This is a genomic window from Ochrobactrum sp. PL_is501 (genome assembly GCF_055816895.1).
Window position 1 is genome coordinate 308,887 of sequence record NZ_JBVPGR010000036.1, and the last position, 26,970, is coordinate 335,856.

General features: G+C 58.8%; 23 protein-coding genes. 10 read left to right on the forward strand and 13 right to left on the reverse strand.

Annotation, left to right across the window (positions count from 1 at the left end; genetic code table 11):
• Positions 1 to 4: 4 nt before the first annotated feature.
• Complete coding sequence (gene pgi, locus AC0TOF_RS14855) at positions 5 to 1,654, reverse strand: glucose-6-phosphate isomerase (protein ID WP_473768836.1); 1,650 nt, start codon at positions 1,652 to 1,654, stop codon at positions 5 to 7.
• Positions 1,655 to 1,907: 253 nt separating this feature from the next.
• Between pgi and AC0TOF_RS14860 the strand changes: the two genes are divergently transcribed.
• From AC0TOF_RS14860 to preA, 4 genes are all read left to right on the forward strand, one after another.
• A complete protein-coding gene (locus AC0TOF_RS14860; protein ID WP_473768837.1) occupies positions 1,908 to 2,366 on the forward strand; it encodes an SRPBCC family protein in 459 nt (152 codons plus the stop codon).
• Positions 2,367 to 2,430: 64 nt separating this feature from the next.
• Positions 2,431 to 3,363 (forward strand): DMT family transporter, encoded by a 933-nt coding sequence (locus AC0TOF_RS14865; RefSeq protein WP_473768838.1) that lies wholly within the window; start codon positions 2,431 to 2,433, stop codon positions 3,361 to 3,363.
• Positions 3,364 to 3,588: 225 nt separating this feature from the next.
• Positions 3,589 to 5,091 carry an NAD(P)-dependent oxidoreductase gene (locus tag AC0TOF_RS14870; protein WP_473768839.1) on the forward strand — a complete coding sequence of 501 codons (1,503 nt, stop codon included), beginning with the start codon at positions 3,589 to 3,591 and terminating at the stop codon, positions 5,089 to 5,091.
• Positions 5,092 to 5,102: 11 nt separating this feature from the next.
• A complete protein-coding gene (preA, locus tag AC0TOF_RS14875; RefSeq protein WP_473768840.1) occupies positions 5,103 to 6,413 on the forward strand; it encodes an NAD-dependent dihydropyrimidine dehydrogenase subunit PreA in 1,311 nt (436 codons plus the stop codon).
• Positions 6,414 to 6,443: 30 nt separating this feature from the next.
• Here the strand turns inward: preA and AC0TOF_RS14880 are convergent, their stop codons facing one another.
• From AC0TOF_RS14880 to rutR, 10 genes are all read right to left on the reverse strand, one after another.
• Positions 6,444 to 7,502, reverse strand: coding sequence for an ABC transporter ATP-binding protein (locus AC0TOF_RS14880; protein WP_473768841.1), 1,059 nt, complete (start codon positions 7,500 to 7,502; stop codon positions 6,444 to 6,446).
• Positions 7,503 to 7,515: 13 nt separating this feature from the next.
• A complete protein-coding gene (locus AC0TOF_RS14885) occupies positions 7,516 to 8,334 on the reverse strand; it encodes a carbohydrate ABC transporter permease (RefSeq protein WP_122000681.1) in 819 nt (272 codons plus the stop codon).
• 9 nt (positions 8,335 to 8,343) lie between these two features.
• A complete protein-coding gene (locus AC0TOF_RS14890) occupies positions 8,344 to 9,255 on the reverse strand; it encodes a carbohydrate ABC transporter permease (protein WP_473768842.1) in 912 nt (303 codons plus the stop codon).
• Positions 9,252 to 10,586: an ABC transporter substrate-binding protein gene (locus tag AC0TOF_RS14895; RefSeq protein ID WP_122000683.1), complete on the reverse strand. Its 1,335-nt coding sequence runs from the start codon at positions 10,584 to 10,586 to the stop codon at positions 9,252 to 9,254. The genes AC0TOF_RS14890 and AC0TOF_RS14895 overlap by 4 nt, the downstream gene beginning before the upstream one ends.
• Before the next feature lie 63 nt (positions 10,587 to 10,649).
• The gene (locus tag AC0TOF_RS14900; protein WP_122000736.1) at positions 10,650 to 11,312 is read right to left on the reverse strand and encodes a GntR family transcriptional regulator; all 663 of its coding nucleotides are present in this window, start codon (positions 11,310 to 11,312) and stop codon (positions 10,650 to 10,652) included.
• A gap of 40 nt (positions 11,313 to 11,352) precedes the next feature.
• Positions 11,353 to 12,255, reverse strand: coding sequence for a dihydrodipicolinate synthase family protein (locus AC0TOF_RS14905; protein WP_473768843.1), 903 nt, complete (start codon positions 12,253 to 12,255; stop codon positions 11,353 to 11,355).
• Between the two features lie 146 nt (positions 12,256 to 12,401).
• Positions 12,402 to 13,322, reverse strand: coding sequence for a PfkB family carbohydrate kinase (locus tag AC0TOF_RS14910; protein ID WP_122000685.1), 921 nt, complete (start codon positions 13,320 to 13,322; stop codon positions 12,402 to 12,404).
• A 2-nt stretch (positions 13,323 to 13,324) separates the two neighbouring features.
• Positions 13,325 to 14,353, reverse strand: a complete 1,029-nt coding sequence (locus AC0TOF_RS14915; RefSeq protein WP_473768844.1) for an aldo/keto reductase — start codon at positions 14,351 to 14,353, stop codon at positions 13,325 to 13,327.
• Positions 14,354 to 14,493: 140 nt separating this feature from the next.
• Positions 14,494 to 14,889, reverse strand: coding sequence for an NUDIX hydrolase (locus AC0TOF_RS14920; protein WP_473768845.1), 396 nt, complete (start codon positions 14,887 to 14,889; stop codon positions 14,494 to 14,496).
• A complete protein-coding gene (rutR, locus tag AC0TOF_RS14925; RefSeq protein WP_122000688.1) occupies positions 14,886 to 15,584 on the reverse strand; it encodes an HTH-type transcriptional regulator RutR in 699 nt (232 codons plus the stop codon). The genes AC0TOF_RS14920 and rutR overlap by 4 nt, the downstream gene beginning before the upstream one ends.
• 218 nt (positions 15,585 to 15,802) lie before the next feature.
• On the opposite strand from rutR, the gene AC0TOF_RS14930 reads away from it, so the two are divergent.
• The 6 genes from AC0TOF_RS14930 to AC0TOF_RS14955 all read left to right on the forward strand — a co-directional run bounded on the left by AC0TOF_RS14930 (position 15,803) and on the right by AC0TOF_RS14955 (position 22,316).
• Complete coding sequence (locus AC0TOF_RS14930; RefSeq protein ID WP_122000689.1) at positions 15,803 to 17,050, forward strand: Zn-dependent hydrolase; 1,248 nt, start codon at positions 15,803 to 15,805, stop codon at positions 17,048 to 17,050.
• Positions 17,051 to 17,110: 60 nt separating this feature from the next.
• Positions 17,111 to 18,565 carry a dihydropyrimidinase gene (gene hydA / locus AC0TOF_RS14935; RefSeq protein ID WP_122000690.1) on the forward strand — a complete coding sequence of 485 codons (1,455 nt, stop codon included), beginning with the start codon at positions 17,111 to 17,113 and terminating at the stop codon, positions 18,563 to 18,565.
• 33 nt (positions 18,566 to 18,598) lie between these two features.
• Positions 18,599 to 19,420, forward strand: a complete 822-nt coding sequence (locus AC0TOF_RS14940; RefSeq protein WP_122000691.1) for an ABC transporter ATP-binding protein — start codon at positions 18,599 to 18,601, stop codon at positions 19,418 to 19,420.
• Between the two features lie 33 nt (positions 19,421 to 19,453).
• Positions 19,454 to 20,347: an ABC transporter permease gene (locus tag AC0TOF_RS14945; protein ID WP_122000692.1), complete on the forward strand. Its 894-nt coding sequence runs from the start codon at positions 19,454 to 19,456 to the stop codon at positions 20,345 to 20,347.
• A complete protein-coding gene (locus AC0TOF_RS14950; RefSeq protein ID WP_473768846.1) occupies positions 20,344 to 21,204 on the forward strand; it encodes an ABC transporter permease in 861 nt (286 codons plus the stop codon). Before AC0TOF_RS14945 ends, AC0TOF_RS14950 begins: the two co-directional genes overlap by 4 nt.
• Before the next feature lie 113 nt (positions 21,205 to 21,317).
• Entirely contained in the window at positions 21,318 to 22,316 is a 999-nt protein-coding gene (locus AC0TOF_RS14955; protein WP_122000694.1) for an ABC transporter substrate-binding protein, read from the forward strand.
• Positions 22,317 to 22,366: 50 nt separating this feature from the next.
• Here AC0TOF_RS14955 and AC0TOF_RS14960 read toward each other — a convergent pair whose 3' ends face one another.
• Both AC0TOF_RS14960 and AC0TOF_RS14965 read right to left on the reverse strand, forming a co-directional pair.
• A complete protein-coding gene (locus AC0TOF_RS14960; RefSeq protein ID WP_473768847.1) occupies positions 22,367 to 25,519 on the reverse strand; it encodes an efflux RND transporter permease subunit in 3,153 nt (1,050 codons plus the stop codon).
• 10 nt (positions 25,520 to 25,529) lie between these two features.
• Positions 25,530 to 26,654, reverse strand: coding sequence for an efflux RND transporter periplasmic adaptor subunit (locus tag AC0TOF_RS14965; protein ID WP_473768848.1), 1,125 nt, complete (start codon positions 26,652 to 26,654; stop codon positions 25,530 to 25,532).
• Positions 26,655 to 26,970 lie beyond the last annotated feature (316 nt).

The following is a 26,970-nucleotide window of genomic DNA, read 5'->3' on the forward strand; positions in this document are numbered from 1 at the left end:
GTCGTCAAGCTTTCCTTCGCGCATGCAGATGCGCGACAAGCCCTTGCGTGGATGCGTCGCGACCGTCGCTCGCTTCCTGCCCCGACACGACCGGCAGAAGTTCGGTCGCCAGCTCCTTGCCAAGCTCCACGCCCCATTGATCGAAAGCGTTGATGCCGAAAATCTGCGCTTCAACGAAAACACGGTGTTCGTAAAGCGCAACCAGACGCCCGAAAGCGAAAGGATCAAGCTTGTCGTGAACCAGCGTCAATGAAGGACGATTGCCCGAGAAAACGCGATGCGGCGCAATGCGCTCGACTTCTGCATCGGGCAGATTCTTTGCCTTCAACTGCGCGCGTGCCTCGTCCAGCGTGCGGCCTTTCATCAAGGCTTCCGACTGCGCAAGGCAATTCGCCAGCAGCATTTCGTGCTGGTGATCGAGGTGCTTTTCATGGCCCTTTGCCGCGACGATGAATTCCAGCGGAATGGTGTCGGTGCCCTGATGCAGAAGCTGGAAGAAGGCATGCTGGCCGTTGGTGCCGGGTTCGCCCCAGACGACCGGGCCGGTCGGACCGGAAACCGGCTTGCCATCGACCGTGACGCTCTTGCCGTTCGATTCCATGTCCAGTTGCTGCAGATAGGCCGGAAGGCGGGCAAGACGCTGATCATAGGGAATGATCGCACGGCTGCCATAGCCGCAGATTGCGCGGTGCCAGTAACCGATAAGGCCGAGCCAGATGGGCAGGTTCTTTTCCAGCGGCGCATCGCGGAAATGCACATCCATCGAATGCGCGCCAGCGAGGAACTTGCGGAAATCATCCGGTCCGATGGCGATCATCACCGGCAGGCCGATGGCCGACCAGACCGAATAGCGTCCGCCGACCCAGTCCCAAAAACCGAAGACGCGCTCTTCGCCGATGCCGAAAGCCGCGACCTTGTCGAGCGCAGTCGAGACGGCGGCGAAATGCGCGCCAACGGCAGCTTCGCCCAGCACATCGGCAACCCATTTGCGCGCCGTCTGCGCATTGGTCATGGTTTCGATGGTCGTGAACGTCTTGGAAGCGATGATGACAAGCGTCGTTGCAGGATCGAGAACGCCAAGCGTATCGGCAATATGCGCGCCGTCGATATTGGAAACGAAATGCGCTTTCGGGCCGTCATGATATGGGGACAGAGCCAGCGTCGCCATGACAGGGCCAAGGTCGGAACCGCCGATACCGATATTGACGATATCTGTGATTTTCTTGCCCGTCGCGCCTTTGATCGCGCCTGACCGGATGCCATCCGAAAATGCCGCCATACGGTCGAGCACTTCCTTCACGTCCGGCAGAACATTGTGTCCGTCAACGAGCACTTCCTTCGAGGACGTATCGCGCAGCGCGACGTGGAGAACGGCGCGGTCCTCGGTATTGTTGATATGATCGCCCGCGAACATCGCCGCACGACGGCCCTCAACATCGGCAGCGACGGCCAGTTCCTTGAGCAGTTCGATCGTTTCGTCGTTGACCCGGCATTTCGACCAGTCGAACAAAAGGTCATCGAGGGATAGCGAATACCGCTCGAAACGGCCCGGATCTGATTTGAACGCCGCGCGCATGTCGCGCGGGGCCGAATCTGCCCAGTGCTTTTTCAGCTTTGCGACTGTTGTTTCAAGCTTGGTCGCGTCTCTTGCCATGAATGCTACTCCCGAATCAAATCGATTTAATTGCGGACATTAAGCGTTTTAGAGAGGATTTGCGGCAAATAAATTACCGAACTTCCAATTTGGACGGAGTGTCATATACACCATATTGATCAATTTAGGGTGATCCATCCAGAGCGCGTTTCGATCCGGTCCAACCAGATCGGCGCGTTGCTGCAATTTTGTTTTGGCGCATTTGATCCGAAAATGGTTTCACACCTTTCGGAATGCGCCCCAGGAGTGAAGCATGGACCTGACCGGAGAAGAGCGGATTGCGGCGCCACGACAAGCGGTGTGGGATGCGTTGAACGACATTGAAACGCTGAAATCCTGCATTCCCGGCTGTGAGGATATCGAGCGTATTTCGGAAAGGGAAATACGCGCCGCCCTCAAGGTGAGCTTTGGAATCCTCAAAGTCCGCTTTCATGGCATGCTCGAACTTTCGAACATGGTTCCGCCTGTATCCTACACCATCTCCGGTCATGGCGAGGGTTCCATAGCGGGCTTTGCGCATGGTGCTACGGATGTTCGCCTCGACGAGGACGGCAGCGATACGATCCTGTCTTATTCCATACGTGGTGACGCGGGCGGCAAGGTCGCGCAGATCGGCACAAAACTGCTTGGCTCCGTCGCCCGGAAAATCGCCGATCGGTTCTTTGCCAATATCGCGGAAGCGGCGTCCAACGCCGCCGCAAAAACGACCTGATCCGGCTTCATCTTTTACAAGGCAAGCACCCGAAAGTCTGTAAACTTCCTGAAAGTTCAACGGCATGAAACCGAGAGATATTGCGACCTATATTTTCCTTGCCGTCGCCTGGGGGCTGTCGTTCCTGGTGGTGGTGCAGGTCGTTGCCGCCTTCGGCTGGGCGGGCGCGGTGGCCTTCCGTTCCTTCATCGCAGCCGGAACGCTTTTTGCAATTGCAAGGCTCTCCGGGCGCAGGCTCAATTTCCAGGCAGGCTGGAAGCCCTTCGCCATTGTTGGCGCAACCACGGTTGCGGGCCAGTTGATCGGCCTTTCTTACGGCACCCCGCTGATCGGAACGGCGATGGCCGCGATCTGCGTCGCATCGATTCCACTTTTCTCGATGATCATCAGCCAGTTCTGGGGGCTTGAACGCATCACGTCGCGCGGCCTAATCGGCCTGCTGCTCGGCGTGACGGGCATTATCTGCCTCGTCGGCTTTCCCGCGGTTGCGGTTACCCCTGCCTTTGTAACAGGCTGCATCGCCGTCCTGTTTTCCTGCTTTTCCGCGGCTTTCGGCAGCAATTACGCAAGCCGCCGCCTTGCCGGCACGGGATCGTGGGAAACGACCATTGGCGCGTTCATCTTCGGCGGCATCCTGACCTTGCCGCTGGTCCTTGCCGTTCCGGTTCCAACCATGCCCGGATTGGGCGATTTCGCCTATCTGCTGATTTCCGCCTGTGTCATGAGCGCCCTCACCTATGTGCTTTATTTCAGGCTGGTCGGAAATGTCGGCCCGACCAAGGCCATCAGCGTCGAATTTGCGGTGACGGTCATAGCCGTTCTGGTCGGCGCGGTGTTCCTGAAAGAACAGCTGTCTTTCATCCAGTTTGTCGGTGCTGCCGTCATCATTGGGGGATGTGCGCTGGTGCTGAGTTCACGCCCCGCGCAGCCCAAAGAAATCGAAACTATTCCGGCACTGGAAGCGACGGAAAGCAGCCTCAAGTCCGATCCGCTCTGATTTCCGGCTCATGACGAACACGAAAGGTCCGTGCATTCCCGGCCGGACCTTTCGCTATTTCTGGTATGCAATTCTCATAAATTGACCAGATGATAAAAAATTTGACCTTCCGTAAAAATCTGTCATCCTGTCATTAACGGGCATCAAGCGGCAGCAAAGATCGCAGCCCGGAACATAGTTGCGGCGCGCAAAGGGAACCCGCGCCTGAACAAGCAAAAATGGGAGATGCGGTCGATGAGATCAGCAGAGAATTCGCCTATTGATGCAGTCGACAATCCGGGACACGCGAACGGGCCTGACATTCGTGGGGCGCGGCTTGAAAAAGCCGACTATGCGCATGTGTTCGACGATCTGCATCCGCCGCTTACCAGGCACGAAGCCCTGGTCGAATCCGACCGCTGCTATTTCTGCTACGATGCGCCCTGCATGAATGCCTGCCCGACCGGCATCGATATTCCGCTGTTTATCCGGCAGATCAACGCAGGCAATCCGGTGGGGGCAGCAAAGACCATCCTTTCGGAAAATATTCTGGGCGGCATGTGCGCCCGCGTCTGCCCGACCGAAACGCTTTGCGAAGAAGTGTGTGTTCGCGAAACTTCGGAAGGCAAGCCGGTCAAGATTGGTGAATTGCAGCGCTACGCCACCGACGTTCTGATGGAAACCGGCAATCATCCATTCAAGCGTGCGCCTGAAACCGGCAGACACATTGCCGTGGTTGGTGCGGGCCCGGCGGGCATCTCCGCTGCTCATCGCCTTGCGATGCATGGGCATCGGGTAACGATTTTCGAAGCGCGGCCCAAGGGCGGCGGTCTTAACGAATATGGTATTGCCGCCTACAAGACAGTCAATAATTTCGCGCAGCGCGAACTGGAATTCGTGCTCAAGATCGGTGCGATCAATATCGAATATAACCAGACGCTCGGTCAGGATATCACCATCGAAGCGCTGAAAGCCGGCTATGACGCGGTTTTCCTCGGCATGGGCATGCCGGGCGTCAACGATCTGGGGCTTGCTGGCGAAGATGCGCCAAACGTTATCGATGCGGTCGACTACATCGCCAATCTGCGCCAGACAAAAGACCTGTCATCCCTGCCTGTTGGCCGCAATGTCGTGGTTATCGGCGGCGGCATGACCGCGGTGGACGTTGCCATCCAGACCAAGAAGCTCGGCGCTGAAAACGTGACCATCGTTTATCGCCGCGGTCAGGAAAACATGAATGCCAGCGCCTATGAGCAGGAACTGGCGCAGATTCATGGCGTGGCGATCCGTCACTGGTTGCAGCCGCACGCCCTTGAACGGAACGAAGACGGCACCGTCAATGCCGTGGTCTTTGAATATACCGCGATGAGCGGCGGCAAGCTTTCCGGTACGGGCGAATATCTGACGCTTGAGGCCGATCAGGTTTTCAAGGCCATCGGGCAGAAATTCGAGCCGGAGCCATTGGCAGGTTCAGGCATCACACTGTCCAAGGGACGCATCAGTGTCGACGCGGACTGCCGTACTTCGGTTGACGGCATATGGGCGGGTGGCGACTGTGTTGCAGGCGGTCAGGACCTGACCGTTGCATCGGTGGAGGATGGCAAGCTTGCCGCTGAATCCATCCATGCCACGCTCGTCAAACGTCCCGAAGCAATTGAAGGCTTTGCCGATGCGGTGCTTTCAGGCGGTGCGCTTCATGCGCCAGCCTCCCACAACCGCAGTGTTCATCTGGGCCAGGAACAGGGCTGAGGAGACAGAAAATGGCTGATCTTTCAACGAATTTCCTCGGTATCAAGTCTCCAAATCCGTTCTGGCTGGCTTCGGCTCCGCCGACCGATAAAGCCTACAATGTCGAGCGCGCTTTCAAGGCTGGCTGGGGCGGCGTGGTCTGGAAAACGCTGGGCGCGGAAGGGCCGCCGGTGGTCAATGTCAACGGGCCGCGCTATGGCGCGATCCATGGCGCTGACCGGCGCTTGCTTGGCCTCAACAATATCGAACTGATCACCGACCGGCCGCTCGAAGTGAACCTTCGCGAAATGAAGGAAGTGAAGATGCGCTGGCCCGACCGCGCATTGATCGCTTCGATCATGGTGCCATGCGAAGAAGAAGCCTGGAAGGCGATCCTTCCTCTGGTGGAAGAAACGGGAGCGGACGGCATTGAGCTGAACTTCGGCTGTCCGCATGGCATGAGCGAACGCGGCATGGGCGCGGCTGTCGGCCAGGTGCCGGAATATGTCGCCATGGTCGTCAAGTGGTGCAAGCAATATAGCCGCATGCCGGTGATCACCAAGCTGACGCCCAACATCACCGATATTCGCAAGCCAGCCCGGGGCGCCCATGCGGCGGGCACGGATGCCGTGTCGCTGATCAACACGATCAACTCCATCATATCGGTCGATCTCGACAGCATGTCGCCGGTTCCGTCCATTGACGGTCGCGGCAGTCACGGCGGCTATTGCGGACCTGCGGTCAAGCCTATTGCGCTGAATATGGTCGCGGAAATCGCCCGCGATCCCGAAACGCACGGCCTGCCGATTTCAGGCATCGGCGGCATCAGCACGTGGCGCGATGCGGCAGAGTTTATCGCGCTTGGCTGCGGCACGGTGCAGGTCTGCACGGCTGCCATGACCTATGGCTTCAAGGTCGTTCAGGAAATGATCGACGGCCTGTCCGACTGGATGGATAGCAAAGGCTATCGGTCGCTCGACGATTTCCGCGGCATGGCCGTGGGACATGTCAGCGACTGGCAATATCTCAACCTCAATTATGTCACCAAGGCGCGGATCGATCAGGACCTCTGCATCAAATGCGGCCGTTGCCATATTGCCTGCGAGGACACCTCACATCAGGCGATCACCAATCTGGTCAATGGCGCGCGCCACTTCGAGGTGATCGATGAGGAATGCGTTGGCTGCAATCTCTGCGTCAATGTCTGCCCGGTCGAGGACTGCATCACCATGGAGCAGATCGGCGGTTTCGATCCGCGCACCAAGGAACCGATCCCGGCGCAATATGCCAACTGGACGACCCATCCCAATAACCCGATGGCCGTCAAGGAGGCTGCTGAATAAACAGAAACGCCGGGGCAGCCCGGCGTTTTTTTATGCGCTGATGCGTTTACCGTTTTCCGGCTCGAACACATGGCTTGTCGCCGGATTAACCGCAACCGACAGCACGTCGCCGGGACGCACGGTCAGACGCTCACGGAACAGGCAGGTGAGCGGCTGATCGCCGAGCTTGCCCATGACCATGATTTCCGAGCCGGTCGGCTCCACGATTTCAACCGTGACCGGAACGCCGCCTTCGGCAATTTTCAGATGTTCCGGGCGCGCACCATAAACGGCCTTGCCTGAGAGATTTGCATAATCACCCTGCGGCAAGGGCAGGCGGAAACCGCCATCGGCCACGAAAGCCCCCTCCTCGATCTTGCCGTTGATAAAATTCATCGACGGAGATCCGATAAAGCCCGCGACGAACATATTGGCCGGATGATCGTAGAGATCGAGCGGCGCGCCGATCTGCTCCACCAGACCATCGCGCATGACGACGATCTTGTCGGCCATGGTCATGGCTTCGATCTGGTCGTGAGTGACATAGATGGTCGTGGTTTTCAGGCGCTGGTGCAGCCCCTTGATTTCGCTGCGCATCTGCACGCGCAGCTTGGCGTCCAGATTGGACAGAGGCTCATCGAACAGGAACACCTGCGGATCGCGCACGATGGCGCGGCCCATGGCGACGCGCTGGCGCTGACCGCCGGACAACTGGCGTGGATAGCGGTCGAGCAGCTTGTTGAGGCCGAGAATTTCGGCGGCGCGCGCGACGCGGCTTTCGCGCTCCTGCTTCGGCGCGTTTTTCAGCATCAGCGCAAAGCCCATATTGTCGGCCACCGTCATATGCGGATAGAGCGCATAATTCTGGAACACCATGGCAATGTCGCGTTCCTTGGCGCGCAGATCGTTGACCACGCGCGGGCCGATGGCAATCTCGCCGCCGCTGATATCCTCAAGCCCCGCGATCATGCGCAGAAGCGTGGACTTGCCGCAGCCGGAAGGGCCGACCAGCACGACGAATTCACCGTCTTCGATATCGACCGACACACCGCGCAGAACGCTGACATTGCCATATTTCTTGATTGCATTGCGGATGGATACGGATGCCATCTTGATCTCAATTCTATTTAACGGCACCCGCTGTCAGACCGGCGACGATCTGGCGCTGTGCGAAGACGGTGAGAAGGAGAACCGGCAGCGTGACCACCAAGGCTGCGGCGGCAAGCGGGCCCCAGCTGACCTGCTCGAAGGACAGCATGTTATAGACCGCGACCGGCAGGGTGCGTGTCTCGCGGCTTGCGAGAACGATGCCGAAAACGAAATTGTTCCACGAGAAGATCACCGCAAGGATGAGCGAAACCACAATGCCGGGCTTGGCGATGGGCAGCGCCACCTTCATGAAGATCTGCCATGAAGATGCGCCGTCGATCATGGCCGCTTCTTCCAGTTCCATCGGCGTCGTCTCGAAATAGCCGATCATGATCCAGATCACGATGGGCACGGTGACGACCAGATGGATGATGATCTGCGGCCAGAGCGTGCCGAGCAGGCCCAGCGTCTGGAACAGCAGGAATAGCGGGATCAGATAGGAAAGGCCCGGCGTCATGCGCGCAATCATGATGACAATGGCCGATTTATGCGCCTTGAGCCGCGCAATGCCGTAGCCTGCGGGCACGCCTACCAGAAGCGCCAGCAGCGTCGCCATACCGGTGACGAGAATGCTGTTCCAGAAATAGAGCAGGAAATCATTGGCCTCGAAAATTTGGGCATAGTTCGACCAGGCAAAACGCTCCGGAATCAGGATCGGCGGATAAGCGCCGTTGTCGATTTCATATTTCAGTGAAAGCGACAGCATCCACACGAAAAACAGGATGGCGGGCGACACGATGACAAAGACAAGCAGCGCCGTGCCGAGCTTGGAAAGAATGGATTTGCGCGCCATGGCCGTTCCTCAGGCGTTCCATGCCGTCCGCTGGCGCAGCGCCAGCAGGATCAGCGACATGGCGATGATGACAACGAAGAAGACCACGGCAATCGCCGAAGCATAGCCAATGTCATAATAGGAGAACGCCACATTGTAGAGATAGATATTGATGGTTTCCGATGCCGTGCCCGGCCCGCCCTGCGTCATCGCATAAATGATATCGAAGCTTTTCAGCGCATCGATGGAGCGGATGATAACGGCCAGCATGATGAAGGGCAGGATCATCGGCAGCGTGATATAGCGGAATTTCTGCCAGCCATTGGCGCCGTCGATTTCAGCGCTTTCAAACGGATCGCGAGGCATCGAGGCAAGGCCGCCCAGCACGATCAGCATGACGAGCGGCGTCCATTGCCAGGTCTCGACCGCGACCAGCGACGGAATGACCGTATTCTGGTTGAAAATCCATTCCTGCGGGCCAATGCCGATGAGCGACAGCAGATAGTTCAGCACACCGAGCTGCGGGTGAAACATCATGGTCCAGACCAGCGCAACCGCGACAGGCGTTGCCATCATCGGCATGACGAAAATGCCGCGCAGCAGCCCGCGCATCGGCAATTTGCTGTCAAAAACCAGCGCCGCGAGCGTGCCCAGGATCATGGGCGCGACAACGGAGAGGATGGTATAGACAAGCGCATGCCCCATGGAGTCCCAGAAGCGGGCGTCGGTGGCAAGGCGCAGATAATTGTCGAAACCGACAAAACTGATGCCGCCGCCAAGCTGCCACTGATTGGCGCTCATCCAGAGCGTGAACAGCCACGGGAAGACGATCACCGCCCCGACGGTGATCAAGGCGGGAAGCACAAAAGGCCAGTAGCTCGGCCGCAGCCGGCTTTTAGCGACGGCTTTCTGCCTGGTTCCTGTCGGGGCGGCAGAGGTCATTTTCCTTCGCTCCTTGCGAGGACGGGACGGAATTCTTCCGTCGCGCGCTTCATTTCGGCTTCCGCTTCCGCGCCGTTCAGAAGATTGGTGAGGCCGACGCCCATGATGTCGCGGAATTCCGTGACCGGCACGATAACCGGCAGGCAGAGCTGGCTGACGGGCGCTGATTTCGACAGGGCTTCGACCCAGCCTTCGGGCATGGTGACGCCCTTACGCACCGCCTCATCATCAATGATCGATTTACGGAACGGAACGCCGGAGCCGGTTTGCAGCAGGCGCGCGCCCATCTCCTTGGAAATGGCCCATTGGCAGTAGAGATAGGCCGCTTCCTTCTTGGTGGAGGCTTCCGCCACGCCGATGCCGTCCCCGGTCGTTGGAGCGGCCTGCGCCTTCGGGCCAGCGGGCATGACGCCATAGCCGACCTTGCCGACCACGCGCGACTTGTTCGGATCTTCCAGCGGCGGCGCAAAGCCAATGCCGTCCAGCCACATGCCGACCTTGCCTTGCAGGAAGCTCGACTGGCATTCCGCCCAGTTGAAACCCGCCACGCCGGGAGGTGCTGCCTTGGTCATCAGGCGCTGATAGAGTTTTGCCGCCTCGATGGCTTCCGCCGAATCCGTTTTCAGATTGCCCGCCGCATCGACAGCTTCCTGACCGTAACCGAGCATGAGGCTGGTCCAGACCGGAACATTGGCGTTCTTCATGCCGCGCGCCACGAAACCATAGGTGTTTGTGGACGGGTCGGTCAGCGCCTCGGCAGCAGCGACCAGTTCCTCGAAGGTCTTGGGATATTCGATGCCCTTGGCGGCAAAGAGCTCCTTGTTCCAGTAGATGATCCAGTAATCGACCGAGAAGGGCAGCGCCCCGAAACGGCCATTGGCATCCTTGGCGAAGGCGAGACCGGCGCTTGCGAAATCGCTTTCGGTCAGGCTCGCATCGGTCAGCGCCGGGTCTTTCAGGAACGGATTGAGATCGGCAAGCCAGCCGCCTTTCTCAAACTGCCGCTTCTGGACGTGATAGCTGATATGGATGACGTCGAAGCTCGGACGGCCCGAGGTAAGCTCGATCACCGCCTTCTGGCGCTGCTGCTGTTCCGGCGTCTGTTCGGAACGCACCTTGATGCCGGTCAGCTCCTCAAATTCCTTCTGGTATTTCTGAAGGATTTCGCCACGCGGGCTCTTGATGAGGTTCACTTCCAGCGTCGTGCCGGCATATTTCTTCCAGTCAACGGATGACTGCGCGAAAGACGGGGCGATCCCCGTCATGCCCGATGCGGCCAGGGCCGCCGAGCCCGCCAGAAACTGGCGTCGTGTTGGATGTAGTAATTTCATTTCGTTCCTCCCTTTTCTCGCGGCACGACAACTCCCTTGTCATGCCGTTGATTTAAGCCCCGTCTATATCTGCAAAGCCAGCTTGCGCGCATTGTCGATATGGATCGCAATGGCCTCCATAGCGGTCTGCGGATTGCGGGTTTCAATCGCCGCCAGCACCGCCAGATGCTCCTGCATGACCGGAATGACGCGCCCCGTGATGCGAAACCGTTCCTGATTGATCAGCCGCATCTTGATCGTATTGGTCTGATAGGCGCGCCAGATGATCTCGTTGCCGAGCGACCCGACGATCGTATCATGCAGGTTCCAATCGATGTTCTGCGCCTGCTGTTCCAGTTCCGGCGTCTCGCCTTCGCTCATTGCGCGTTGGAGCGTCTCCTCATGCTCGGCGCGCAAGGAACGCAGCAAGTCATCCGATGCCGACTGGCAGAAGATGGCCACCGATTCCTTTTCGATGAAAAGGCGAAACTGAAACGCCTCGCGGATGAGATTGAGATCGATATGGGCGATCTGAAGCCCGCGCTGCGGCACGGTCTTGATCAGCCCTTCCGCTTCAAGGCGGGGGATGAGTTCGCGGATCGCGCCCAGCGGCAGGCCCGTCATGGTGACGAGCTGGCGCTGCGAAACAAACTGGCCCGGATGAAAATCACGCGCCAGCAAATGCCGGGTGAAGCTTTGATAAGCCTTGTCCCGCAATTTTACCGGTTCGCCGTGATCTTCCGCCAAATCCATCCCCTTTTAAAGACTCACAGAGCTTATGACGCGCTCAGGCGGCTTTTGCCAGATGCAATTGATCGAATACACGACCGATTGCTTCGAAATCCGCGTCATTGAGCGCGAGCAGCGGCGCACGCACGCGACGCCATTCGGGGTCACGCATATGGCGCGCCACCAGCGCCTTTACCGCAGGCGTCACCGGATAGTTCAGCAATTGCTGGACGGCACCGACCAGTTCGGGATCGTCCTGTCCCTCATTGATCATGCGCAGCAGCCGATCGGGAAACAGGTTGGCCATGCCGGAAATCGCACCCTGCCCGCCAAGGCGGACGCCTGCGGCCAGATCGCGCTCGTCACCGATCAGGATCGCAATGTCCTTATGCGCCGCCAGAAGCTTTTCCGTATAGGCCCAATTGCCCGATGAATCCTTGACGCCCGCAATGACCGGACCGAAGGCCGCACGCAGACGGCCGATCAGATCGATGGAGAGTTCGACCGCCGTAACAGAGGGAATATTATAAAGGATGACGCCCCGCGCATCGCCGCCCAGACCGGTCAGAACCGCGGAAAACCAGTTGAAAAGCCCATCGTCAGAGAGGTTTTTGAAATAGGATGGCGGCGCCAGAAGAATGGCCTTGCAGCCGCGGCGCAAGGCATCCCCTGCCTGCAAGACCGCATCGCCAATCGCATTCTGCATGACGCCGACGACAATGCGCGATGCCGGAAAACCGCCTGCGACAAATGCATCGAGAAGAGCAGCACGCTCGGCATCGGCAATCGATGAGCCCTCGCCCGTCGTGCCGAAAAGCGTGACGCTTGAGCAGCCATTATCGAGCCGTGCACGGGCATGCGCCAATGCACGCGCAACGTCGATCTTGTCATCCGCATCGAATGGCGTCGTCAGGGCGGCGGAAAGCCCGAAGCGTTCCTGACCGGAATGATTATGTGCCAAAACTGGCTCCTCCCAAATTTGAACTTTAAGCTTGCACATACTAACATGTTAGTAAAGAGTTAATTCGTGTTCAGCGCGTATTCTTATAAAACGGGCATGGTGTTTCACGCTGGCTGAGGATGAGGGAACGCTCTGCAGCAATCAGCTTATCGGGCTGGGACGACACCCGTTTCGATAAAGGAAAGGACTTCCTTTCGGCTCGGCGAACCGGCCCGCCCGCCGAAACGTGCGCATTTGATGGCGGCTGCGGCGCTGGCAAAGCGGATGATCTCGGCGATATCCCTGCCTTCCACCAGACCATGCGCGAAAGCCCCATGGAAGACATCGCCTGCCGCCAGCGTATCCACTGCATCCACCCTGAAACCGGGCATATGCGAAACCGGCTCGCCAGCGCCTTCCGCCCAGTAGCAGCCTTCCGCCCCAGCGGTGACCGCGGTGAATACATCATAGCGACGGCTCAGGATCCGGACGCACTCGCGCAAATCCGTCGCGCCCGCGACGCTGATTGCAGCGGGTTCCGATGCAACAATATGGGTTGCAAGCGGCAGCAGCGTTTCCAGCAGTTCGACGGGCGCGGTATCGGCATCCAATATGGCCGGAATACCCGCTTCGCGTGCGGCACGCAGTGCGGTTTCAGCCGCCCACGGCCAGCGAACATCGACCATCACGGCAGCATAGGCTCCCGCTGCAATCGGCGGCGCCACATCAGACGGGCTTGCGAGCCTGCGATCATAAAAAGGCACGATGATGCGTTCGCCGCCCGCATCGACGAGGATCGACGAAAATGCGGTGCGTGCGCCTTCCAGCCGCCGGATATAGGCACAATCGATGCCTTCGGCTTCCAGCTCCGCGACGGCGCGATCACCCACCGGGTCAATCCCCGCAGAAGCCCAAAGCGCCACATCGCCGCCAAGCCGGGCAATAGCCGCGGCTGCGCTCGAAGCCATGCCTGCTGCGATTTCCACGGCCTCGCGCGGCAGATATTTGCCCGCCGCTTGAGGGAGCGCATCAAGGCGCAAGATGGTGTCCATGGTGAGGGCACCGACGCAGAGAACTCTGGAGGTCATGGTTACGAAATAAGACCTTCAGAACGCAATTTCGTCCAGAATTCATCCGGGATCGACTGCTCGAACCAGACCACATTCTGCCTGATCTGTTCCGGCGAGCGGACACCGATCAGAATGGAGCTGACGGCCTCATGTCTCATCGGGAACTGCATGGCGGCAGCGGCAAGCGGAACATGATACTCATCGCAAATATCATGCAGGCGATTGGTGCGCGCAACGATTTCGGCAGGCGCGTCGGCATAGTCGAACTTCTGCTCGCCGCCGCGCGGCGCGGCCAGAATCCCCGAATTGAAAACACCGGCAATGACCAGCGCCATGCCGCGCTTTTGCGCCAATGGCAGGAATTCCTTTTCCGACACCTGATCAAGCAGCGAATAGCGGCCAGCCAGAAGCGAACAATCGAGATCAGCTTCTTCCAGCGCATCGCGAATGACCTGCCATTCGTTCACGCCGAGACCAAAGCCCTTGATGTTTCCCGCATCGCGCAATTCGGCCAGCGCCCGAAATCCGCCGCCCCTGGTCAGCGCGTTCCAGTGATGCTCATGCCTTTCGGCATGGGTCACGCGGCCAATATCGTGGACATAAAGCAGGTCGATTTCGGGAAAGCCGAGACGCTGCTGGCTGTCATCGAAACTGCGCATGATGCCGTCATAGCTGTAATCGAAAACCTCACGAAAATTGAGGCCATTGTGCCAGCCGGAATCGAACGGATTTTTCGGCAGCGGCGGCGGCAAGGTACGGCCAGCACGCTCATTGGCCATCAGGCGCCCAACCTTGGTTGAAACAACGGCGCGCTCGCTCTTCTCACGCAGCATATCGCCGAGAAGATGCTCGCTGCGACCGTAGCCATACATCGGCGCGCTGTCGTAATAACGGATGCCGCTATCCCAGCCAGCTTCCAGCAAAGCGTCGGCGTCAGCGCGGGAAACAGGCGCATATAGCCCACCCAACGGCGCGGTTCCCAGACCAAGCGCGGTTACGGTCAAACCGGTACGGCCAAGCGTTCGCTTTTCGGATGCCTTCAATTGCATGGATATCTCCTCCGTAGCGGCGTCCAACACCGCACTCCTCTTTTGGCGATTGATAGAAGCCGGATTGTCGAAGCGCAATTGAAAATATGTGCACCTGCGAACAGATTATTCATGCACGAATAAAATTACCGCAACAACGGCTATTTTTCTGCAAAACGCGCCTGGATGCTCTGCGACAACAGGGCGACCGGGCGTGTCGTATCACCCGGCGGGTTCCATAGAAGTTCCTCGATCTCGCTGGAGGCAATCGGAACCTGACCGTCTTTCAAAGTGAGGTGAAACAATTCCGCCTCGACCGTCGCATCGGCTTCGTTCGCGGCAGGCGCTGCCATTTTCGCGGCATAGCGCAGCTGGCTCTCGTCAATGAGAATGCCAAGCTCTTCCTCGATCTCGCGGATGAGCGCGATTTCAGGCTGCTCCCCCGCATCGATCTTGCCGCCGGGCTGAAAGAAAATCTCGCTGCCGCGCTTGCGCACGAGAAGGAAACGGCCCGCTTCATCGCGGACAATGGCTGCTGAAATTCGAATCGTCTTCATGATGACGGACTTTCGTCTCGCGGGCGAATGCCGTCAAGAATGATGGCGCTCACCGCCCGGGCTGTTTCGTCATAAAATCCGGCTTCTTCCGAACGGCGTCCGAGAACGGCTGCGACCTGAACGGAAAAATCCGAATAGTGCTGCGTTACCGCCCAGATGGTGAAAATCAGATGGTATGGATCGACCGGAGCCAGGCGCTTTTCAGCAATCCACCGATGAATGACCGCCGCCTTTTCATCGACCAATTGCTTCAAATGTCCCTTCAGGAAATCGGAAATCGCCGGAGCGCCATGCAATATCTCATTGGCAAAAAGGCGCGAAGCCTCGGGTTTCTTCGCCGACATTTCGAGCTTCAACCGGATATAGCGGCGCAATTCTTCCAGCGGATCGCCGTCCGGGTCGATGTGCTCGAAAGGCTCCAGCCAGCTGGCGAGCGTATCTTCCAGCACGGTCACATAGATATTCTGCTTGCGCGGGAAATAATAAAGCAGGTTTGGCTTCGACATGCCCGCCTTTTCGGCGATCTGGTCGACCGTCGAGCCGCGAAAGCCGTAAGCGGAAAAAACCTCCAGCGCCGCATCAAGGATAAGCCTGCGATTGATGCCCTGAATGCGCGTCGCACCTTCCGACCTGTCGTTCGACGTCCTGTCGCTTTCGACCGCCTCGGTCCGTGAGTCTGAAGGAGCTGTGGCCATTTGACACCTTTCAGCAGCATAGAATTTTTCAAAAGCGCTTGACCATGTTCAAAGGCTCTTCTAGCCTGCAATTTGACCAACTAGTCAAGTTTTTGCGCAAGGCAAGAATATTGTGGCCAAAGAGCCGGGTCACGGGAACATATATTGGCGGGTGAATGTGGGCCAGAAATATAATGGCCCGGATTTGAACGCCCATACATAATGCGGAGGCAGAGCGCATGGTGCTCACCAGCAATCTTAGAGTCAACGGCGATCGTCTGTGGGACAGTCTGATGGACATGGCCCGGATCGGACCCGGTTTGCGCGGTGGCAACAATCGCCAGACCCTGACCGATGAAGATGGCGAAGGCCGCAAGCTGTTTCAGAGCTGGTGCGAAAAAGCCGGGCTTTCGATGGGCGTGGACACGATGGGGAACATGTTCTTCACCCGCCCCGGCGAAGATGCGGATGCCGATCCGGTCTATATGGGCAGCCATCTGGACACACAGCCGACTGGCGGCAAGTTCGACGGCGTGCTGGGCGTGCTGGGCGGCCTCGAAGTCATGCGTACGCTCAACGACATGAATATCAAGACGAAACGGCCGATCGTCGTCGTCAACTGGACGAATGAGGAAGGCACGCGCTTTGCGCCCGCCATGCTCTCCTCCGGCGTATTTGCCGGTGTCCACGAGCAGGACTGGGCCTATCAGCGCACCGACGCCAAGGGCAAGAAATTCGGCGATGAGCTGGAGCGCATCGGCTGGAAAGGCGATGAGCCGGTCGGCAAACGCAAGATCCATGCGATGTTCGAGCTTCACATCGAACAGGGGCCGATCCTTGAGGCGGAGCACAAGGATATTGGCGTCGTCACCCACGGCCAGGGGCTGTGGTGGCTGCAAGTGACCCTGACCGGCAAGGAAGCGCATACCGGCTCCACGCCGATGAAGATGCGCAAGAATGCAAGTCTTGGCCTTGGCAAGATGCTGCAGCTCGTCAACGAGATCGCCATGTCGCACCAGCCGGACGCGGTGGGCGGCGTCGGCCATATCGACGTATCGCCCAATTCGCGCAATGTGCTTCCCGGCCAGATTGTTTTCACCGTCGATTTCCGCTCGCCCAACCAGGCCGTGCTGGACGACATGAAAGCGCGTTTTGAAAAGGAAGCGCCGAAGATCGCCGAAGAACTTGGCATCGGCATCGAGATCGAAGTGGCGGGTCATTTCGACCCGGTGACTTTCGATAATGGCTGCGTGGAGGCGATCCGCAATGCGGCGGAACGGCTCGGCTACAGCCATCGCAATATCGTTTCGGGCGCAGGTCATGATGCCTGCTGGGTCAACCGCGTCGCACCGACCGCCATGGTCATGTGCCCCTGCGTGGATGGGCTCAGCCATAACGAAGACGAGGACATTTCGAAGGAATGGGCGTCGGCGGGAACCGACGTGCTTCTGCATGCAGTATTGGAGACCGCAGAAATTGTGAGTTGATTTCGGACCTCTCCAAGACTGCTACTGTTCGCAACAAAACCAAAAGGGGAACGACGAACAATGGCAAAGGTCATCAAAGGCGGAACCGTCATCACGGCTGACCGCACCTTTAAAGCCGATGTTCTCATCGAAGGCGAGAAGATCGTTGCCGTCGGCGACAATCTCTCCGGCGATGAAGTGATCGATGCATCCGGCTGCTATATCATGCCCGGCGGTATTGACCCGCACACCCATTTGCAGATGCCCTTCATGGGCACCTATTCCTCCGACGATTTCGATACGGGAACTTCTGCCGCGCTTGCGGGCGGCACGACGATGGTGGTCGATTTCGTCCTCCCCGGCTCGGAAGGCAATCTTCTGGAAGCCTTGCAGGAATGGTTTCAGAAAGCGGGCAAGGCGCGCACCGACTATTCGTTCCACATGGCCATCACCGGCTGGAACGAGCGTACTTTTACTGAAATGGCCGAAGTGGTGAAGCGCGGCATCAACACCTTCAAGCATTTCATGGCCTACAAGGGCGCGCTGATGGTGAATGACGACGAGATGTTCGCCTCGTTCCAGCGCTGCGCGGAACTGGGCGCCATGCCGCTCGTCCATGCCGAAAACGGCGACATCGTCGCGCAGTTGCAGGCGAAACTGCTGGCGGAAGGCAATGACGGGCCGGAGGCGCATGCCTATTCCCGTCCGCCGGAAGTGGAAGGCGAAGCCACCAACCGCGCCATCATGATCGCCGATCAGGCAGGCGTGCCGCTTTATGTGGTGCATGTTTCCTGCGAGCAGAGCCATGAGGCGATCCGCCGTGCCCGCCAGAAGGGGATGCGTGTTTTCGGCGAACCTTTGATCCAGCATCTGACGCTCGATGAAAGCGAATATCACAATCGCGATTGGGACTATGCGGCGCGCCGGGTGATGTCGCCGCCATTCCGCGACAAGGTCAATCAGGACAGTCTTTGGGCCGGGCTTGCGGCTGGAAGCCTGCAAGTGGTGGCCACCGACCATTGCGCCTTCACCACCGATCAGAAGCGTTACGGCATCGGCAATTTCACCAAGATACCCAACGGAACGGGCGGGCTGGAAGAACGCATGCCGGTGCTGTGGACACGCGGCGTGCGCACCGGGCGCCTCACGCCAAATGAATTCGTGGCTGTCACTTCGACCAACATCGCCAAGATCTTGAACATCTATCCGCAAAAAGGCGCGGTGCTGCCGGGTGCGGATGCCGATCTTGTCATCTGGGACCCGGAGGCAACCCGGAAGGTCTCTGCAAAGACCCAGCATTCCTCCATCGACTACAACGTGTTCGAAGGCTTTGAACTCAAGGGCCTGCCGAAGATGACGCTTTCCCGCGGGCGCATTGCTTTCGACAAGGGCCATGTCACGGCACAGCCGGGCGACGGGCGCTTCATCGAGCGCGAGCCGAATGGCGCCGCCAATCGGGCGCTGTCGCAATGGAAGGAAATCGTTGCGCCGCGCAAGGTGGAGCGCAGCGCCGAACATATGCCGATAGGGGTCTGATACATGGCTCTAGCTCAGCTTCGGGAAATGCGCATGAATTTGGAAAACAGCGTTGCCCCGGAGAGGGGCTTGGACGATGCGCGGACCGTGATCGACATCAAAAACCTGTCGCTCGTCTTCGAGACCAATGACGGGCCGGTTCATGCGCTTTCGAATATAGACCTCGCCGTCAAGCGCGGCGAGTTCGTCTCCTTCATCGGGCCTTCGGGATGCGGCAAGACCACGCTGATGCGCGTGGTCGCCGATCTCGAACAGCCCACTTCCGGCTCCGTAACCGTGAACGGAAAAACGCCGGAGCAAGCCCGCCTCGACCGATCCTACGGTTATGTCTTTCAGGCGGCGGCGCTGTTTCCGTGGCGCACCATCGAAGACAATATCAGCCTGCCGCTGGAGATCATGGGGTTCTCCAAGGCAGACCGGCGCGAGCGGATCGAAAAGAACCTCGCGCTCGTCAATCTCTCAGGCTTCGGCAAGAAATATCCATGGCAGCTTTCAGGCGGCATGCAGCAGCGCGCATCTATTGCCCGCGCCCTCTCCTTCGACCCGGACATGCTGCTGATGGACGAGCCCTTCGGCGCGCTCGACGAAATCGTGCGCGATCACCTCAACGAACAGCTTCTGAAACTCTGGGCAGCGACCCGCAAGACGGTGATTTTCGTCACGCATTCGATTCCGGAAGCGGTCTTTCTGTCCACGAAAATCGTCGTCATGAGCCCGCGTCCGGGCCGTATCCATGAAATCATCGATTGCGACCTTGGTCCTGACAGGCCGCTGGAAATCAGGGAATCGGAAGCATTCCTGAAAATTGCCCACAGGGTCCGTGAGGGCCTGCGGCTGGGGCATATCCATGAGTAACGCGCATCGACCGCATCGTGCTGGAGATTGCCCATGAAAGGTTTTCTGCGCGACAGATTCATTCCGGTGACGACCATACTCGCCGTCATCATTGCGCTTTGGTATGGGCTGGCGATTGTGCTCAATGCGCCATTCGAGCGTGATCAGGCTGCGCGCGCGGGGACGGAAATCACCTTCTCGACGCTCGTCGCCAACACGATGCATCAGGAGCGGCCGGTGCTGCCTGCGCCGCATCAGGTGGCCGAAGAAATCTGGAAGACCGTCTTCGGGGTCAAGCCCAGCTCCAAGCGCAGCCTCGTCTATCACGGCTGGGTGACGTTATCGTCCACCATGCTCGGCTTCGTGCTTGGATCGGCGCTCGGCGTTCTCCTTGCTGTCGGCATCGTGCATTCCCGCACGCTCGACAAAAGCCTGATGCCGTGGATCATCACATCGCAGACGATCCCGATCCTCGCCATCGCGCCGATGATTATCGTGGTGCTGAACGCCATCGGCATATCCGGCCTGCTGCCCAAGGCGATCATTTCGACCTATCTCTCCTTCTTCCCGGTGGCTGTCGGCATGGTGAAGGGGCTGAGGTCGCCTGACGTCATGCATCTCGACCTTATGCGCACCTATAATGCATCGAGATCGCAGGTATTCTGGAAATTGCGCTGGCCTGCGGCCATGCCGTTTCTCTTCACTTCCATGCAGATCGCGGTCGCCATCAGCCTCGTCGGCGCGATTGTGGGTGAGTTGCCAACCGGCGCGGTCGCCGGTCTCGGCGCGCGCCTGCTTGCAGGTTCATATTACGGGCAGACCGTGCAGATATGGGCGGCACTTGTTGCAGCCGCATTGATGGCTGCGGTTCTCGTAGCCCTCATCGGCATTGCCGCAGGGATCGTCAACCGGCGCATGGGCGCAAAGCCGGAAAGGGCAGCCGCATGATGACAGGCATTCTTTCCGTCATGGCACTCATTGCCGGTTCCTGGCTGCTCGTGGGTTGGGTGGCAAGCCTGAAAACCCGTAATCCATTCGGCCAGAAGATGCTGGATATCGCGGTGCCCGCGCTGTTCGGCATTGCAATGCTGTTGCTGTGGGAGGTGACGGTCCGGCTCTTCGCCATTCCGCAGGTTCTCCTGCCAGCGCCTTCGGCGATCTGGGCGCGCATCGCGGCGTCCGTGCCGATCCTCTGGGCGGATTTCAGGCAGACATTTCTGAAGGCCGTCATCATCGGCTATGTCGCCGGGTGCGGCCTTGGCTTCATCACCGCCATTATCGCAGACCGTATTCCTTTCCTGCGCAAAGGGCTGCTGCCGCTCGGCAATCTGGCCGCAGCGCTTCCCATTGTCGGCGTCGCGCCGATCATGGTGATGTGGTTCGGCTTCGACTGGCAGTCAAAGGCGGCGGTCGTCATCATCATGACTTTCTTCCCGATGCTGGTGAACACGGTTGCGGGCCTTGCCAGCACCGGGGCGATGGAACGGGACATGATGGAAACCTACGGCTCGAACTACTGGCAGACATTGTTCAAGCTGCGCCTGCCAGCCGCCATGCCCTTCATCTTCAACGCGCTCAAGATCAATTCCACCCTGGCGCTGATCGGCGCGATCGTGGCGGAATTTTTCGGCACGCCGATTGTCGGCATGGGCTTCCGCATCTCCGCCGAGATCGGACGGATGAATGTGGATATGGTCTGGGCTGAAATCTTTGTGGCTGCGCTTGCCGGATCGCTTTCTTACGGGCTGATCGCGCTGATCGAGCGCAAAGTGACATTCTGGCACCCTTCATACAGGAGGGCCTGAGCCTGAATATTTGGCATCCGCAAAAATAAGGTGGACCAAAGTGCATTCCGAAAAGTGGCAACCGGTTTTCGGGCAAATGCACGCAATAAAAAAGAACCAGAGGAGAACTGAAAATGAAAAAGGCAATTTCCTTATGCCTTGGCACTGCGGGGCTGGCGCTCGCGCTTATGAGCAGTTCGGCAATGGCTGCCGACAAGCTGACCTTGCAGCTCAAATGGGTGACGCAGGGCCAATTCGCCGGTTATTATGTCGCCAAGGACAAGGGCTTCTACGAAGAAGAAAATCTCGACGTCGATATCAAGCCCGGCGGGCCTGACGTGGCGCCGCCGCAGGTTATCGCCGGCGGCGGGGCGGATGTGGTGGTGGACTGGATGCCGTCGGCGCTCGCCACCCGCGAAAAAGGCGTCCCGCTCGTCAACATCGCCCAGCCCTTCAAGAAGTCCGGCATGATGCTGACCTGCCGCAAGGACACCAACATCACCAAGCCCGAAGACTTCAGGGGGCGCACGCTTGGCGTCTGGTTTGGCGGTAATGAATATCCTTTCCTGTCCTGGATGAACCACCTGAAAATCCCGACCGAGGGCGGCAAGGACGGCGTGACCGTGCTGAAGCAGGGCTTCAATGTCGACCCGCTGATCCAGAAGCAGGCCGACTGCATATCCACCATGACCTATAATGAATATTGGCAGGTGATCGATGCAGGCATTCCAGCCGACCAGCTCGTCGTTTTCCCTTATGAGGAACAGGGCGTAGCCACGCTGGAAGACGGGCTTTACGTGCTGGAAAAGAGCCTTGACGATCCGGCAATGGTCGACAAGCTGGCCCGTTTTGTCCGCGCCTCGATGAAGGGCTGGAAATACGCTTCCGAAAATCCGGGCGAGGCAGCGGATATCGTGCTCGACAATGATGCTTCCGGCGCGCAGACCAAGGTGGTTCAGGAGCGTATGGTCAAGGAAATCGGCAAGCTGGTCGACGGTTCCGATGGCACCCTTGACGTAGCAGCCGCCGACCGCACGGTGGAAACCCTTCTCGGCGGCGGTTCCGATCCTGTCATCACCAAGAAACCGGAAGGCGCGTGGACCGCGAAGATCACCGACGCGATGAAGAAATGACAAGTTTAAAATGAAAAGAAGAAACCGGCCCAAAAGGTCGGTTTCTTGTTCTACTCTGCGGGTTCAGCCGCGGCGCCGCTTTGCGGCTTTCCCTTGAGCGCCTGGTCGAGTTCCCGCTCAAGTCGCGCTTCTTCCTCTGCCTTGGGCTGCGTAAAGCGTCCGAGCAGCAGATAGGCAACCGGCGTCACATAGAGCGTGGCGATGGTTGCCAGACCAAGGCCGCCAACAATGACCCAGCCCAGAGCCACGCGGGCTTCCGCACCGGCGCCGCTCGCCAGAATCAGGGGCACGCCGCCAAGAACAGCGCAGATCATCGTCATACAGACAGGGCGAAGACGGATATTGGATGCTTCCTCGATAGCTTCGCGGACGCTTAAGCCCTTGTCACGCAATTGATCCGCAAACTCGACGATCAGGATGCCGTTCTTGGCCATGATGCCGACCAGAAGCACAAGGCCGATCTGGCTATAGACGTTCAGGCTGGTGCCGGTCAGCAGCATGGCGAAAACGGCGCAACCCAGCCCCAAGGGAACGGTCGCCATCACGATCAGGGCGCTGACAAAGCTTTCGAACTGCGCCGCCAGCACCAGCAGGATGATGATGATGGCAAAGCCGAACACCATGGCCAGCCCGCTTGACGTTTCGCTGAGCGTGGAAGCTTCGGCCAGCGGAATGATGTGGCTTCCCGGCGGCAACAGGGGCGCTGCGATTTCCTGCGCGGCCTTATAGGCGTCGCCCAGAGCGAAATCGTCACGCAGGTTTGTCGTGATGGAGACGGAACGCTGGCGCGTCTCGCGATCAAGCTGCGGCGGAACCGCTTTTTCGACGACCGATGCGATGGACGACATCGGCACATACCGGCCATCCGTCGTCTTCATGAAGATGTTTTCAAGATCGGTCGGATCGTTGATCGGATTGGTGGTGGCAACGAGTTTCACATCGAAGCTGCGATCCCCGACATAGACCGATCCGATCTTGCGGCCATCCAGCACCGATTGCACGGCATTGGCGAGCCCGGTGATGTCGATACCAAGATCAGAGGCCCGCTCGCGATTGATCTCGACGGACAATTGCGGCTGGGTCGGTTCCACGGAAAGGCGCGGCTGTACGAAGCGCGGGTCCTTTTCCAGCGCGGCGACAACGGCCTGCGCCGCAGGCTGTAGCTTGGCATAGTCGCTGCCGACTATGGCAAACTGCAAGCCGTTGCCCGCGCCGCGAATGCCAAGGCTGTTCGGCTGGGTGGTGAATATGCGCACCGCCGTTATGCCTTTGATGCGCTGGGTGATGTCAGCCATGATTTCCTGCTGGCTGCGCGCGCGTTCCTGCCAGGGGGCCAGCGTCAGAACGACGAAGCCATTGTTCGACGCTCCGTTCGAACCGGCGATGGCATAGGTGGTGGTGATTTCACCACTATCGCGCAGGGGCTGAATCGCCTCCTCGATCTTGTCGAGCTGCGACTGAAGGAACTCCACGCTGATGCCCTGCGGCCCGTTGATCCGCAGCAGCGCAACCGCCCGATCTTCCGATGGCGTCAATTCCTGACGGATCAGACCATAGGCAACAAAAGAGGCACCGGCGAAAAGCATCGCGACGAGCACGACCACGAAAGGCCCCGAAAGACAAAGATGCAGCGTCTTTTTATAAAAAGCAGCAAGTCCGCCGCCGATCCGGCGCAGGAAAAGCGGACCATGGCCGCTATCCTCGCCATTGCTTTCTTTCAGAAAGCGGGAAGCGAGCATCGGGCACAGTGTCAGCGCAACCACGGACGACAGAAGAACGGCAATCGCCAGAACGAAGCCGAATTCGCGGAACAGGCCACCCGCCTGACCCGGCAAGAACGAGATCGGCACGAAGACCGCCGCCAGCGTGAGCGTGGTGGCGATAACGGCGAAGAAGACTTCCTGCGTGCCGAGCACGGCGGCTGCTCGCGGCCCCATGCCCTGATTGCGTCGCCGGACGACGTTTTCCAGCACCACAATGGCGTCGTCGACCACCAGCCCCGTGGCGAGCACCAACGCCAGAAGCGTGAGGATATTGACCGAAAAACCCGCCAGATAAATAGCTGCAACCGTACCGATGAGAGCAACAGGCATCGACAAGGCCGGGATAAGCGTGGCGCGTATATCCCACAGGAACATGAAGATAATTGCCACGACGATGATCACCGACGCGATCAGCGCGATTTCCACCTCGTGGATAGCGCCATTGATGAAGTTCGCATCGTCACTGGTGACGGTAATATTGACGCCCGCAGGCAAGGTCTTTTGCAGATTGGCAACTGCGGCGCGAATGCCTTGCGAAATGTCGAGCGTATTGGACTGCGCCTGACGGACGATGCCGAGACCGATTGCCGTCTTGCCGTTGGAGCGAACAGCGGAACTTTCGATATCCGGCCCAAGCGTGACCGTCGCCACATCGCGGATCTGCGTGCGTCCCTTGATATAGACGTTCTCAAAATCCTCCGGCTTCTCCAGATTGGCCGTAGCGCGCACCACGATGGACTGATCCGAACTGCGCAGGGAACCGGCAGGAGCATCAAGCCCCATGGAAGAAAGCGCCGTGGAAATATCGGCAATGGTCAGGCCGTAACTGGCAAGGCGCGACTGAAGGATATCGATGCGGAAAATCTTGTCCCGATTACCGTAGATCTGCACGTCGGCCACACCTGGCACCGCCGACAGAATATCCTGTATCTGGTCCTCAACCAGCACCGTCATGTCGTCGACGGACATGGTGTCAGACGTCACCGCCAGACGCATCACCGCATCGGCATTGGAGTCGGCCTTGATGATGCGCGACGGGTCGGCCTCTTCCGGCACTGTGTTTGCCACGCGAGAGATCGCATCCCGCATATCGGCGGCCGCAACATTGAGGTCCACACCGTCATTGAACTCCACCGTGACGCGGCTGCGCTCAAAGGACGATGTCGAGGAAATGGATTTCACGCCAGAAACACGCGCCACGGCGTTTTCGAGAACCTGCGTCAACTGGCGATCGATGGTTTCGGCGGACGCGCCCTTGAAGTCCGTGCTGATCGTCACGACGGGCCGGTCGACGTCCGGCAGTTCGCGGATATCGACGCCTGTGAACGCCGCCAGACCCGCGACAACGATCAGAACGTTGATAACGAACGCAAAGACCGGGCGGCGGATGAACAGCGCCGTCGATCCGCCCTTGTCGGATGGAGAATTGTGACCGGTCACGTTGCCATCCTCATCCTGCGGTCCGCTTTGCCGAGGCCGGGTCAGCCAGCGCCGTCCCCTGCTCGTCCTTCACACGAACGGGCGCGTCGTCCCGCACGGTTTGAACGCCTTGCGTGACGATCAGGTCGCCCTGCTTTACCGGGCCGTCAACGAGGATGTTGGTCGCGTTGCGCTGAACGATACGGGCCTCGACTTTGCGGGCCACGCCGTCTTCAACCCGCCAGATATAGGAACCGTCGGCGCCCCACTGGATGGCCAGCGGGTCGACCGAAGGATAGCGGTCGCCCGGGAAAAGAACGGTGACGGAAAAAGACATGCCAGCGCGCAGGCGATCCTGCGTGTTGGGGACTTCGGCGCGGACGTGCAGTGTCCGGCTGGCTTCATCCAGCATGTTGTCAACGGCGTTGATTTCGCCGCTATAGGTCTCGCCGGGGAAAGCGGTCGATTCCGCTGTCAAAGGCTGGCCAACCTTGATCTGCGGTGCGAACCGTTCCGGCACCCAGATATCGATCAGCACTTTCGACCGGTCATCGATGCGACCGATGGAGGTCTGTGCGGTAATGTAATTGCCCACATTGACAGGAAGAATGCCGACGATGCCGGAAATCGGCGAACGAACCGTGCGGCGGCTCAAGGCGAGTTGCGCGTCCTGCAAGGCAAGCTGCGCATTGGCAACCGCCAGTTCCGTTTCGACCACCTGAACTTCCGTTGCGGTGTTGGTCGCGCGCAATTTTGCGATGCGCTGGCGGGTGGTCTGCGCATCTTTCAGTGCGGTCTGCGCCTTGGCAACGGCGATCTTCTCGGTCTCGGCATCCAGTTCGGCGATCGGATCGCCTTCCTTCACCATGTCGCCGGCCTTGACGTAGAGCTTCGTCATGTAACCGCTGGAATACGGGGTTATCGATACGGTGGTGAGCGCCCGTGCCGAACCGATCGCCGTCAGCCGGTTGTTGATGGTCTCTTCGCCCGCTGCCTCAACGACGACCAGCGGCGCGGACCGCCCGCCCCCGTTTCTGGGCGCTTCGCCTGTAGCGGCAGCCTTCACCACCTCAGATTTGTTCTTATAAGCATACCAGCCACCAACGGCGGCTGCGGCGATGAGCAGGCACAAGGCAATCTGCTTCCAGGATTTCATTCAGCTCTCCGGCGAGGTGTACCGTCGCCCTGGCGGGACCTCGTATTCGAAACCATTATGTCGGGCGCGGAAAATGCCAGCAAATAGTATCAGAATGATGATTGCCTTCACATTGCGCAAATCACGCATCCCATAAGGATACATAGATTTTTCCGGTTAAGATTTCGCACAGAGGCCCCGACCCGTCGAGTTAAATTTCGGTAATGCAACGTATGAAAGCCCCGGGAAAGCCGCACGCTTTTAACCGATTGAACAAAGGCTGTTGGATTTATCGACAGGCTCCATATATAGGAGGCTACCTTTACGAATTGCGTTT